Below are 13,276 nucleotides of genomic sequence, written 5' to 3'. Positions count from 1 at the left end.
AACTTAAGTGCGGTCGTTTTTTCAAGTGTTTTTGACTCTCTTTCGACCGTGAAAGAGGCGGATAAAAATCCGCCTTTGATTCGGTATAAAATCAGGTTTATTTCGTACCGAAAATCTTGTCGCCCGCGTCACCTAAACCCGGAATGATGTAGCCGTTTCCATTTAAGTGATCGTCAATAGAAGCCGTATATAACTCAATATCCGGATGGGCTTTTTCCAATGCGGCAAGCCCTTCCGGTGCCGCCACCAGAACCAATACTTTAATATGTTGGCAACCTTTTTGTTTAAGTAAATCGATAGTAGCAATCATGGAACCGCCCGTTGCCAACATCGGATCCACCACGATTGCCAAGCGTTCATGTAAATCACTGGCAAGTTTTTGGAAGTACGGCACCGGTTCCAACGTTTCTTCATTACGATATATCCCCACTACGCTGATACGCGCACTTGGAACGTGCTCCAACACGCCGTCTATCATGCCAAGACCGGCACGCAAAATCGGCACCACGGTCACTTTTTTGCCTTTAATACGATCGATTTCCACCGGACCGCACCAACCATCAATAATCACTTTTTCCGTTTCTAAATCCGAGGTCGCTTCATAGGTCAACAAGCTGCCTACTTCCATCGCCAATTCACGAAATTTCTTAGTGTCAATATCGGCGGCCCGCATTAAACCTAGTTTATGCTTTACTAACGGATGTTTAACTTCTACTAATTTCATCGTATGTCTCCTTCTTTTTTTGCTGGATGGTTAGACGCGAAAAATTAAATCGCGGAATTGTAAATGAAAATACCTTTAATGAATAGCGTATTGCGGACAAAAATAATGCCTATGATGTCATAGGCATTATGTGCAATTATTGCTCCTGATCCACCACCGAATCGTTTATTTCAATTTTGGCTTTGGCGCGTAACGCATTCAACAGGTTATTCTGTAACGCAATCTGATCGGCACGCACCAGTTGCACGGTAAATTGTTGTTGCTCCTGTTCGCTTAATGCGCCGTCAACAACCTTATCCAAGGCAATCACCACAATATCGCCTTTCGTTTCTTTGGTTGCTTGGTAAACCGCTTTTCCTTCCGCCGGTTTAGGCATTGCAAACACGGCATTGTGCAACATCGGATCGTTATTTTCTGCGAATACTAAGCTTTGTGTCGCACCGAATTTCAGACTATCCACGGTTTGACCCACCGTTAATTCCTGCACTAACTTGTTGGCTTCGGCTAACACCACCGCTTCCGCCTTTTGACGTTTCAGACGGGCGGTAATGTCATTTTTTGCTTCGTCTAAACTTTTCACACTTTCTGCTTTATGCTCTAACACGCGAATAACAATCGAATGCTGATCGCCGATGCTCATTGGCTCGGAATTGCTACCGCCCTGAGAAATATCGGAATCAAAAATCGCCGAAACCACATTTGGGTAATTTAACGCTGCCGGAATATCTTTGCGTGAGAAATACCCCGTTTCCTGCACTTTCACGCCACCGGCTTCCGCCGCCGTGTTCAAAGAGGAAGAATCTTCAAAGGCTTTTTCCGCGACGCGTTTTTCAACGGAAAAGAACTGGTTATTCACTAAATTTTGACGAATTTGCGCAACGATTTGAGGTTTCACGCGTTCCAACGGCAACACCGCCGAATCTTTACGCTCTTCCACTAAAATAATATGGTAGCTATTATCTAATTTAACCGGCTGACTAAACTTACCCACCTCTAACGCATTTGCAGCATCCTCAAAAACTTTCGGAAATTCACCCGCACTTACCCAACTTAAATCGCCGCCTTTTTCCGCGCTAATCGGGTCAATGGAATGGTTTTTCGCTAACGTGGCGAAGTCCGCGCCGTTTTGGAGTTGCTGATATAAATCCTGTGCCTGTTGTTCGGTTTTCACTTCAATATGCGCCAGGCGCTGTTGCCCCTGGGTCGTAAATTGGGATTTATTGTCCTGATAATATTGCGCAATTTCCACATCGCTAATATTGATGTTTTTCTCCATGTTGGCACCGGACAAATCAAGATATTGCACTTTCACCGATTCCGGCAGGGTAAAGTCCGCTTTATGGGCATCATAGTAAGCCTGAATTTCTTCGGCACTGACCGTTTGTTTGGCAATTTCATCCGCTAAAGACAGGGTCGCTAAACGCACATCACGACGTTGAAAGAAAAGTTTTGCCAAGGTTTCCTGCTGCACCGGCACGGTGAACGCCGTGATGCCTAAACCGCTTTGCAATTGCTCCAAACGCAGGGCTTCGCGGACATAACCGGCATAGGTTTCGGCGCTGATACCATTACTTTGCAATAACTGCTGATATAACACATTGTCAAATTTACCGTTATTTTGGAAACTTGGTGTGGTGACGATTTCTTGCTTAATACGCTCATCGCTTACGCCCAATTTGAGGTCTTTAACATATTGGCGCAGCAATTCCTGATCAATCAGGGAAGATAGAACCTGTCTTTTTAAATTGGCGACGACAGTCGGAGAATCCGCTTCTTGCGGGCTAAGATTTTGAGAGGCGATATTATATTGATTTTGAAAAGCTTGCTGTGAAATTTCTTCGCCGTTCACTTTCGCCGCCGAACTATCAATTCTGGAGTAAAGATAGCCTGCCATAGAACTAATAACGAAGGTGACCGTAATAAAACCAAAAAGAAACTTGGAAGCCCAGTTATTTGAAGCTCCGTGCAGTTTTTCCATTACCATTGAAATGTATCCTATAAAAATGACGCAAAAATTTGCACGATTATAATCTAAAGCGCCTTTTTGCGCACTAGCAAAATAAAAAATCAAAGACGAATCTCTGAATTCGCTCTTTATTTTTTATGTTAATAGAAAATTATTTCAACTCAGGAAATAACATCTTCAACACGTTTTGTGTCACTCTGCGGGATTGCCCGGCGTAAGGGAAAATGTGCATCATCATCATCGGGTTAAAATTGGCTTCAATTACACCCCAGGATTGCAGGTTCGGCTCGGCGGGCTTGGTTAAATCGGGAATGATTAAATCCACGCCGCACACCGCCGCGCCCATGGCTTTGGTAATGCCCACCGCGAGTGCTTTGTAGCTTGTATGCATTTGATCTGTCATATCAATGGAATCGCCACCGGTGCTGATATTGGAATTGGCGCGCAACTGCACCAACTGATCTTTTGCCAGTACGCTGTCCACGGTCAAACCCTGTTCTTTCAACTGTAATCGCTCAATATCACCCAAAGCGATTTTCTTCAATGGCGTACGGCTACCGTCGCCACGCAACGGGTGATCGTTTTTCTGCGCCACCAATTCCGCCACCGTATGCACACCATCGCCGATGACATTTGCCGGCACGCGCAATAACACCGCCAGGGTTTCATCGCCCAGCACAAAGAAACGGTATTCGGTGCCGGTTAAATAATCTTCCACCATCACTTCTTTATCCTCGCGGAAAGCGATTTCAATGGCTTTGGCGAAATCCTCGCGATCATGCACACCTTGTTGGAAAATGCTGATACCTAAGCCGTAATTGGTGGATTTCGGTTTAATCACCACGGCACGACCGGCAAATAACGCGTAATTGGCAACCGCCTGTTCCACGTTCGTAAATTCCACACTTTGCGGCACGTTAAAACCGGCTTTCGCCAATACTTTTTTGGTCACGACTTTATTTTCCATGATCAGCGGCGAAATATAGCTGTCGTGGGAGGTCATGTTGCCGTTTTTCACATATTCCAAATGATCGCCGAACTGCAGGCTGAGGAATTGATCCCGCTCATCCAGAATTTCGATTTTCAGCCCTTTTTGGATGGCATCGAACATCAGGGCTTGGGTGGAAAGTTCCATGTTATCAAAGGCGGACAGGGCATAAAAACGCTCAAACGCCTGTTGTTTGTAGCGTATCGCCAGTTCCGCACCCAATTTTTGATAACCGCAGTGTTCCTCAATGGCATTGACCAAACGCGCGCCGAGGGTAAGTTTCGGGTCTGCAAATTGCGCCAACTTCTCTTTTACGATTGTTGCGATTTCCGCATCGGCGCGAATTTCCGCCAACATGACTAACAATTGCTGTAAAACACGCTCCCCTTCAGCTTGGAAAACGGTTGGTGACAACGGATTTTCCCACGCCACCTGCGCTAATTTTTCTTTGCCCAAATCCACCGCACTTTCCGTGGATTCTTCGTCCAGCCACGCCATAAGCAAAATAAAATAGTGCACGAATTTTGCATCATTTAGCGCAATGCCATAAGGTTCGAACGGGTTTAAATCGAACAGACGGAATTCCAAATATTGAATGCCGTTTTGCAACAGCTCGCGGGCGTGCTTGGCGCCACGTAAACGGACGTTGGAATAAAATTCTTTTTCCGCGATTAATTGCCCGCTGTTTACCGCGTGTTCCAAGGTATTGACGTAATCCTTCAGGCTGTCGTAAGAAATTTTGACGCTCGGATCATTCACATAGCCATATTGGCTGGAACGCAGACTACGCACATATTGCCCCGCTTTTAATGGCGAGCCGCCGCGGAAATAATTAGCGTCAACGGTAGGTGTCGCCGCCAGTAAATAAACGAGAATCCATTGATAACGCAGGAAATTGCGGGCGACCTTCAAATATAAATCATTCTGAAAATCCACCGCACTTTGATATTCATTTTGCCCGTTAAAAAGCTGTTGGATTAGAGCGGGATCCAGTTGGAAATTATAGTGAATGCCACTCACCATTTGTTTACTTTTGCCATAGGATTGCACCAAATGCTCACGATATGCCACATCTGCCGGATTTTCCAATTGCGCTACTTTAATTTGCTCTTCCGGCGGCAAGCCTGCCGGCATACTTAACGGAAAGACGTATTCATCTTGCGACATGGTGCGCAACACCACTTCATGAATGGCGGACAACCAACGTAAAGTATCTTCAATTTTTTTATTCGGCGGGGTAATTAATTCAAGCTGGCTTTCGGCGAAATCCGTCTGGATATAAGGATGGTAAGCTCGGCTACCAAAACATTTCGGGTGTGCGCTCACCACAACGGAACCATCCGCATGCACGCGTTGGCTTTCTTTTTCAATACCGAAAAAACCTTGCCGGAACAACAGTTCCAAGCGATTTTCTTTTATAACCTGCTGAATATTCATAAAATTTCCTTTAATCCGAGTTGAAAAACAAATTTACTTCTTGCTACAGTCGGAATACATTTTTCAAAAAACAACCACATTATTAAAATTAATGCCTCTAAATGCAAATAAAAAAATCGTATTTCTCATAAGGAACGGTGATAACTTCATGTATTACCATGAAAATACTTCAATTTAAGTAACAAAGAGACTAAAATTTTGCTTTAATAAAAAATCAATAATGGTAATGGCAATGTTTCAATCCAAAAAATTTCATTTTCTTTACAATGATATATCTTTCTTCCTATTATTGCTGTTATTCGCCTTTCTGTCACACATTACCCTTGGCATTTTAGATCATTATGCCAATCACATTCTGAGTATCTTCGCCTTGGGCGTGTTGCTGTTTACCTTCAAAAAGCATGACAACCGCTTATTTCTTGTTGCTTTTGTTTTCATTTTTGCCATTTCCTTCGGCTATGTGCCGTCAGGCATATTATACGGTCCGGTATCTATCGGCGTGATTGCCTCCGTTTATGAAACGAATTTCAGCGAAACCTTGGGCTTTTTTCGCGCTATGCCCATTTCAATTTATTTTTTCACCGTACTTTATGTCGTTTTATTCATCGCATTATTGGTGATTAATCGCCATATCCATAGCAATAAAAAATATCGACCGGCTTACTATTCCCTTTACTTAGCCGCCGTTGTTCTTAGTTTATACACTCCCGTCAACAAACTCATCAACCACACGGATAAAGCCCAACCCTTTACTGCCGCCGAATTTTTTAAAGCCTCGGATTTTTACCCGATGAGTTTTATTTCCAATGCGGTGAAAGTGAATAACACCTATTTAACCCAACGTGCTTTATTAAACGACGCCCTAACCAAAACCCCGGAATGGGATATTGTTTCCGTCGAACCGAAATACCAAAATTATGTGTTAATTATCGGCGAAAGTATGCGACGAGATTACACCTCGTTATACGGCTATCCGCAAAAAACCACGCCGTTTTTAGAACAGGTGAACGGCTTGATTTTTAATCTGTATGTGGCGGCGGGTCCGAACACCCAGCCTTCCTTACAACGCACCCTTTATCGTTCCACTAGCAACAATGAAGAAACGGTTTACACCGACAACATTATTTCCCTTGCCAAGTTAGCGCACTACAAAACCTACTGGCTGTCCAACCAAGGCAAAGTGGGCGAATGGGACACCATGGCATCGCGCATCGGCATTCAGGCGGACGAATCCTTTTTTACCAAAAAAGGCGGCTATGATTCGGGCAACACGCCGGACACGGCATTATTGGAACCGTTGAAACAACTTTTAAACAAAGACAAAGATCAAACCAAATTAATCGTGTTACATTTAATCGGCTCCCACCCGACATTTTGCGCCCATTTAAACGGTGAAGAACCGAAATTCCATTTGGTCAGCCGTGAAATGTCCTGTTATTTGGATACCTTAAAACAAACGGACACCCTATTAGCGGAAATTAATCAAATTCTGAAAGCGCAAAATCAAAGCTATTCGGTGATTTATTTTTCCGATCACGGCTTAGCACATTTGGGCGAAGGCAAAAATCTGTCCATGTTAAATAATAAAGAATACAAACAAAGTTATGCGGTGCCTTTTATCCGTTTTTCCAGCGACGACACCAAAAGAACCGTCATTAAAAATCCGCAAAGTGCCTTTAATTTTATTAACGGCTTTGCCCAATGGCTCGGCATCAAAGAAACCCATTTGAGTCAGGAGGATTTTTTCAATCCGAAACCGCAACCGATTAAAGTGTTTAACTGGCGGGCGCTGGTGGATTACAACTCGCTGAAGGAAGATCCGGCGAAGAAATAGCCTTTGGCAACGGAAGAAATTCTCTTGTCGCATGCCAAAAGTGCGGTCATTTTTCCGAACGAATATCGGCATTTTTGATTTTTCGCGGAATAGCAATTCAGCAAAGGCAAATTTTCAGGTAAAATAGCCGCCGTTTTTTGCGAAGTTAATTCGCCTCTGCGGCATCGTCGGTTCGCCCGACATCAAAAACACCGTTTTTTCCGACCGCACTTTTCACCCCATTATGACGAAATTGAGGAGCATATGAGTCTAATTCCTATGGTCGTTGACCAAACCTCCCGCGGTGAACGCGCCTATGACATTTATTCCCGCCTGCTGAAAGACCGCGTGATTTTTCTCAGCGGCGAAGTAGAAGACAACATGGCAAACCTGATTGTGGCGCAACTGCTTTTCTTAGAATCGGAAGATCCCGATAAAGACATTAACTTATATATCAACTCCCCAGGCGGCTCCGTCACTGCCGGTATGGCGATTTACGACACCATGCAATTTATTAAACCGGATGTTCGCACCCTGTGTATCGGTCAAGCCTGTTCCATGGGCGCATTTTTATTAGCCGGCGGCGCAACGGGCAAACGTGGCGCATTACCGCACGCCCGCGTGATGATTCACCAACCGCTCGGCGGTTTCCGTGGTCAGGCATCGGATATTCAGATTCACGCGCAAGAGATTCTGAAAATCAAAAGCACCCTAAACGAACGCCTGGCTTTCCACACCGGACAACCCATTGAAACCATCGAAAAAGACACCGACCGCGACAATTTCATGTCGGCGCAGGAAGCCAAAAATTACGGCTTAATTGACAAAGTGTTCAGAAAACGCTAAGAGACGAAAATGGCAAAAGATAAAGAATTACACTGTTCTTTCTGTGGCAAAGAACAAGACGAAGTGAATAAACTCATCGCCGGCACCTCCGGTTACATTTGTAACGAATGTATCGAACTGTGCCACGATATGTTGCTCAACGAAGAACATGGCGAAGAGGCGGAAAGTGAAACCGCAAAAGCGCAACAGGAATTACCGACACCGCACCAAATCCGCGCCCACTTGGACGATTATGTCATCGGTCAGGATTACGCCAAAAAAGTGCTGGCGGTGGCGGTGTATAACCACTATAAACGCCTGCGCACCAAACATCAGACGAACGATGTGGAACTGGGCAAAAGTAACATTTTGCTTATCGGCCCGACCGGTAGCGGCAAAACCTTATTGGCGGAAACCATGGCGCGTATGTTAAACGTGCCTTTCGCCATGGCGGATGCCACCACCTTAACGGAAGCAGGTTATGTAGGCGAAGACGTGGAAAACGTGTTGCAGAAATTGCTACAAAACTGCGATTACGACATTGAACGCGCGGAACAAGGCATTATCTACATCGACGAAATCGACAAAATCACCCGCAAATCGGAAAATCCGTCCATTACCCGCGACGTCTCCGGCGAAGGCGTACAACAAGCCTTATTAAAACTCATCGAAGGCACCATAGCTTCCATTCCGCCACAAGGCGGACGCAAACACCCGCAACAGGAAATGTTACGCATCGACACCTCAAAAATCCTGTTCATTTGCGGCGGGGCGTTTGCCGGCTTGGATAAAGTCATCGAAAAACGCACCAGCGTCGCCACCGCTATCGGTTTCGGCGCCGAAATCAAGAGCGAAAAAGACAAAGCGACACTGACCGATTTATTCAAACAGGTGGAACCTGACGATTTAATGAAATACGGCTTAATCCCGGAATTCATCGGACGTTTGCCGGTGGTAGCGCCTTTAAGCGAATTGGACGAAGAAGCCTTGGTACGCATTCTCACCGAACCGAAAAACGCCCTCTGCAAGCAATATCAGGCATTGTTCGGCTTAGAAGAAGTGGCGCTGGAATTCACCAATGAAGCCTTAACCGCGATGGCGAAAAAAGCCCTTGCCCGCAAAACCGGCGCCCGTGGCTTACGCTCCATCATTGAAGGCGTCTTGCTTGACACCATGTATGACTTGCCATCCCTGGAAGGTTTGAAAAAAGTCGTGGTCAACGAAAACGTCATCAACGACAACCAATCCCCGGAATTAATTTATTCCAACGAATAAAAAAGTGCGGTCAAAATCCATTGTGTTTTTTGACCGCACTTTTTCTTAAGTAAAACGCTTTATACCAACTGTAGCTGCACCATTCGACCTGTTTTGGCAACAAAAGACACCAAGGTATCCAACGTAAATTTCTCTAATTTTTTGTTCACCATATCGGAAACTCGCGGACGACTCACGCCCAAAATGGCAGCCGCTTCCGCTTGTTTAAGATTATTATCGGCAATCCAGTCACTCATCACATTAAGTAAAAGAAGTTTATTCTCAATTAATTGCTGACTTGCCGATTTTAATCTCTCCGCTTCCTGTTGAGAAAAACCTAAATCAGCAAACACATTGCCATCGGCTTTTGTCGTATGGCGAATTTTTGTATCAATATTATTCATCATCTAACTCCTTTAACGCAGCATAACGCGCTTTAATTACGGCAAGATCCTGTGAAGATGTTTTTTGTGTTTTCTTTTGAAAGGCATGCAAGCAATAAATCGCTTTCTTTAATTTGGCAATGTAAACCAAACGATATGCCCCTGAAATATCCCTCACCCGAATTTCCATTACACCGGAACCCAGGTTCTGCATTGCCTTAAAATCCCGAGGCGATAACCCCTGTTGAACAAGGTCAAGATCGAAACCCAATTCCCGTTTTATATTATCCGGAAACGCCTTAACATCCTCTAAACTGGAACCAATCCAATGAATCGGTTTCCGTTCTATTTGTTGCCCACTCATAATGTATAAAATTTTATACCAAAATAAACTATAATGCCAATGTTCATTCTGCGCGTCATTTAATATGTCAAAGTGCGGTCAAAATCCATGGTGTTTTTTGACCGCACTTTTTCCACCTAATCCCTCGACACCCGAATTGTCTGTTTAATGTGTTTGAGGTTCACCACGATGGTAAATGTCATCACCACCAGCAACGCCCAAGCGCTCCATTTGCTGACATGCACTAACGACCACGCGCCGATTTGATTGGGGTAACGCCAAATGCCAATAAGCGTGCCGAGATTTTCCGCCAGCCAAATGAAGAAACCGATCAGTATGAAAGACAACAGCAACTGCATTCGGCGCGGTTTGTCGTAGGGCGTGAAGTACACCATGGTACGGGCATAAAGCCTAAGCGCGAAAGCCGCCAGATACCAACGGTAATCGCCGATATAATGATGGGTGAAAAAATTCAGATAAATGAGAATGGCGGTGAGCATAGATAAAAAATACGGTGGGTGGCTTCGAATTTTCAACCCGAATAAACGCCACGCCTGAATAATATAACTGCCCACCGCGGCATACATAAACCCGGTGAATAAAGGCACGCCGAAGATTTTGGTGTACGCGAAATCGGGATACGCCCAGGATTGAATGGAAGAGGAGGTTTTAAACAATTCCAACGCAAAACCCACCACATGAAACAGGGTGATGGATTTGATTTCATCAAGTGTTTCCAGCTTGAATCGGAACATCAAATATTGCACTGCTAAGGCAAAAATCAGCAATAAATCATAGCGCGGAATGCCGGCGATACCGTTTTTCGGCATAAGGAACACGGCGATAAAAAACACACCGGCGAACAGGCAGGCTCTGGCTTCTTTTAAGCCGAAAAACCAGAATTCCACAAAAAAACGTTTGATTCCTTTCAACTGAGGATCAGGCTGATGATTCATTAGCCATAAATCGATTTTATTTAACATTTTATTCTTCTTATTAAGATACAAAATGTCGCTTATTATGCCCGAAGATCCTCAGGTTGAATATTGTCTAAGCTATTCAATTTTCACTTTTTTCAAACGTAACGCATTGCTTAACACGGAGATGGAACTTAGCGCCATCGCCGCCCCCGCAATCACCGGGCTGAGCAATCCGAACGCCGCCAGAGGAATGCCTAACACATTATAAATAAAGGCGAAAAAGAGATTTTGCTTAATGTTTTTCAGTGTCGCACGGGAAATCAGCAAAGCATCCACCAATTGATTTACCGAATGTTGCATTAAGGTTGCCGAAGCGCTGTGTTGCGCCACATCGGCGCCGTCGTGCATGGCGAAACTGACATTCGCCGCCGTCAATGCCGGTGCGTCGTTCACGCCATCGCCCGCCATAGCAACCACCTTACCATTTTCTTGTAGCGCTTTGACGGCGCCCGCTTTGTCTCTCGGCGACATATTACCCTGCGCATTTTGAATGCCCAGCTGATCGGCGATGTATTGCACCACATTGGGATTATCCCCGCTCATGATATACACCTCGATATTGTGCGCCTGCAAACGGGAAATCGCCTTTTGGCTGTCCGGTTTTAACGCATCTGCCAAGGCAAAGGCGGCAATAGGTTCGTCATTGACGGCAACCGCCACAATACTGGCGATATTCCATGCAGGATCAAGCCCCGTCGGCAAGGTTAAACCGCAATATGTCGGCTTGCCTACTTTCACCGTGCCGACATTTTCAATTTCGCCCCGAATACCCTGCCCGACATCCGCCTGAATATGCTGCACGGCAGGCAAAACGACATTTTTCGCAATCACCGCCTGCACAATCGCTTTCGCCAACGGGTGGGCGGCATTTTGTTCAATGGCTGCCACCAACGCATAAATTTCATCGTCGGAATTGACCGCACTTTTTGCGCGCCAAAACGCCACCACTTGTGGTTTGCCTTCCGTCAACGTGCCGGTTTTGTCCAACACCACGGTATTCACATGGGCGGATTCCTCCATCGCGGCGGCATCTTTAAACCAAATGCCCTGTTTCACCGCTTTGCCCATACCGACCATAATCGCCGCCGGCGTCGCCAAGCCCAAGGCGCAAGGACAGGCGATAACCAACACGGCGACACCGTGAATTAATGCCGTGACCACATCTTGTCGAATCCACCACGTGAGCACAAAAGTCACTAACGCAATACCAATCACCGTCGGCACGAATACCGCCGCCACTTTGTCGGCAAAACGGGCGATAGGCGCTTTACTGCCCTGCGCTTCCGACAAGGCGTTCATCATATCGCCCAGCAGGGTTTGGCTGCCCAGCTGTTGTGTGCGATAAACCAGACTGCCGTCCGTCACCATCGCGCCCGCCAACACTTTACTGCCGGGCTTTTTCATTTCAGGAACGGATTCGCCGGTTAAATGGCTTTCATCGCACCAGCCCGAACCGTCTTCCACCACGCCGTCCGCCGCAATGCGTTCACCTTGATTGGCGCGTAACACCTCGCCCACCCAAACCTGATTTAACGGCACGGTTTGCCATTGCCCGTCACGCTGCACGCGCACCTGTTTCGGTGTCAGTTGCAGCAATAAACCGAGACTATTCAGGCTGTGCTTTTTGGTGCGGTCTTCCAGGAATTTTCCCAGACTCACAAAGCCCAGCACCATCACGGCAGCTTCAAAATAAATATTTGCCGAGCCATGTTCATGCCCCATATGCGGCGTATAAAACAGCATAAATACCGAATAAAAATAAATGGTGAGCGTGCCAAGGCTGACCAATACATCCATATTCGCCAAACCGCCTTTAATGCTGCCCCAAGCACTGCGATAAAACGTTATCGCCAAACCGAATTGCACAATCGTGGCGAGCACCATTTGCCACATGGGCGGCAACATCCAATCATGTCGCCCGATCATCATGCCAAGCATACCGATTAAAAACGGCACATTGATCAACCACAGTAAAATCAAGCGCCAAGAGATTTTCCGCTCTTGCGGCAAATCCGCCTGCGCCGGTTTTAACTGCGCGCTGAAACCGGTTTTTTGAATAATTTGGATGAGCTGATCGACGGAAGTTTGCTTTTCATCGAAAGTCACCTGCGCTTCTTCGCTGGCAAAATTCACCCCTGCCTGCTGCACAAAATCCTTTTTATTCAATACTTTTTCAATACGGCTGGCGCAAGACTGGCACGTCATTCCGCTAATTTGAAGAGATACTTTTTGCATAACATCCTCGTTGCACGCAAAGTGCGGTCGTTTTTAGCTCTGTTTTTACAGCATATTGATAAGCGCGTCTTGCACCTACAATGAAAACTTACACCACCTGCGCATCAAATCCGGCATCTTCCACTGCTTCAACCAATGCCGCAGGCTGCACTTTATTTTCATCGAAACTGACCACCGCCTGCGCTTTTTCCAAACTCACTTCCGCTTGCGACACGCCATCCAATTCGCTCAACACGCGGGTTACGCTTTTCACACAACCGCCACAAGTCATTCCGTCGATTTTTAACGTTACGTTTTGCATAATTTGCTCCTTCAAGAATAAGTTAAA

11 protein-coding genes are annotated in these 13,276 nt (G+C 45.8%); 3 read left to right on the top strand and 8 right to left on the bottom strand.

Features of this window, described 5'->3' with window-relative positions:
• Nucleotides 1–97 precede the first annotated feature (97 nt).
• The 3 genes from upp to gshAB form a co-directional block, all read right to left on the bottom strand.
• Nucleotides 98–724: a uracil phosphoribosyltransferase gene (upp, locus tag DK423_RS02975; protein WP_005558651.1), complete on the bottom strand. Its 627-nt coding sequence runs from the start codon at nucleotides 722–724 to the stop codon at nucleotides 98–100.
• A gap of 136 nt (nucleotides 725–860) precedes the next feature.
• A complete protein-coding gene (gene ppiD, locus DK423_RS02970; RefSeq protein WP_005558650.1) occupies nucleotides 861–2,708 on the bottom strand; it encodes a peptidylprolyl isomerase in 1,848 nt (615 codons plus the stop codon).
• Between the two features lie 133 nt (nucleotides 2,709–2,841).
• A complete protein-coding gene (gshAB, locus tag DK423_RS02965; protein WP_005558648.1) occupies nucleotides 2,842–5,115 on the bottom strand; it encodes a bifunctional glutamate--cysteine ligase GshA/glutathione synthetase GshB in 2,274 nt (757 codons plus the stop codon).
• Between the two features lie 232 nt (nucleotides 5,116–5,347).
• Between gshAB and DK423_RS02960 the strand changes: the two genes are divergently transcribed.
• The 3 genes from DK423_RS02960 to clpX all read left to right on the top strand — a co-directional run bounded on the left by DK423_RS02960 (nucleotide 5,348) and on the right by clpX (nucleotide 9,028).
• Nucleotides 5,348–6,949 carry a phosphoethanolamine transferase gene (locus DK423_RS02960; RefSeq protein WP_032996832.1) on the top strand — a complete coding sequence of 534 codons (1,602 nt, stop codon included), beginning with the start codon at nucleotides 5,348–5,350 and terminating at the stop codon, nucleotides 6,947–6,949.
• A gap of 243 nt (nucleotides 6,950–7,192) precedes the next feature.
• Nucleotides 7,193–7,774, top strand: coding sequence for an ATP-dependent Clp endopeptidase proteolytic subunit ClpP (gene clpP / locus DK423_RS02955; protein ID WP_032996814.1), 582 nt, complete (start codon nucleotides 7,193–7,195; stop codon nucleotides 7,772–7,774).
• Between the two features lie 9 nt (nucleotides 7,775–7,783).
• Entirely contained in the window at nucleotides 7,784–9,028 is a 1,245-nt protein-coding gene (clpX, locus tag DK423_RS02950; RefSeq protein WP_005558640.1) for an ATP-dependent protease ATP-binding subunit ClpX, read from the top strand.
• 59 nt (nucleotides 9,029–9,087) lie between these two features.
• On the opposite strand, the gene DK423_RS02945 is transcribed toward clpX, so the two are convergent.
• The 5 genes from DK423_RS02945 to DK423_RS02925 all read right to left on the bottom strand — a co-directional run bounded on the left by DK423_RS02945 (nucleotide 9,088) and on the right by DK423_RS02925 (nucleotide 13,249).
• Entirely contained in the window at nucleotides 9,088–9,411 is a 324-nt protein-coding gene (locus DK423_RS02945) for a helix-turn-helix domain-containing protein (RefSeq protein WP_005558638.1), read from the bottom strand.
• Nucleotides 9,404–9,754 (bottom strand): type II toxin-antitoxin system RelE/ParE family toxin, encoded by a 351-nt coding sequence (locus DK423_RS02940; RefSeq protein ID WP_005558636.1) that lies wholly within the window; start codon nucleotides 9,752–9,754, stop codon nucleotides 9,404–9,406. The genes DK423_RS02945 and DK423_RS02940 overlap by 8 nt, the downstream gene beginning before the upstream one ends.
• A 116-nt stretch (nucleotides 9,755–9,870) precedes the next feature.
• A complete protein-coding gene (locus DK423_RS02935; protein WP_005558634.1) occupies nucleotides 9,871–10,716 on the bottom strand; it encodes a DUF817 domain-containing protein in 846 nt (281 codons plus the stop codon).
• 72 nt (nucleotides 10,717–10,788) lie between these two features.
• Nucleotides 10,789–12,948: a heavy metal translocating P-type ATPase gene (locus tag DK423_RS02930; protein ID WP_061886727.1), complete on the bottom strand. Its 2,160-nt coding sequence runs from the start codon at nucleotides 12,946–12,948 to the stop codon at nucleotides 10,789–10,791.
• Nucleotides 12,949–13,036: 88 nt separating this feature from the next.
• Nucleotides 13,037–13,249, bottom strand: coding sequence for a heavy-metal-associated domain-containing protein (locus tag DK423_RS02925; protein ID WP_005558631.1), 213 nt, complete (start codon nucleotides 13,247–13,249; stop codon nucleotides 13,037–13,039).
• Nucleotides 13,250–13,276: the final 27 nt, after the last annotated feature.

This window comes from Aggregatibacter actinomycetemcomitans (assembly GCF_003130205.1).
Lineage (GTDB): Bacteria > Pseudomonadota > Gammaproteobacteria > Enterobacterales > Pasteurellaceae > Aggregatibacter > Aggregatibacter actinomycetemcomitans_A.
Note: the sequence above shows the minus strand (reverse complement) of the source record. Positions and strands in the feature narration are given on the sequence as shown.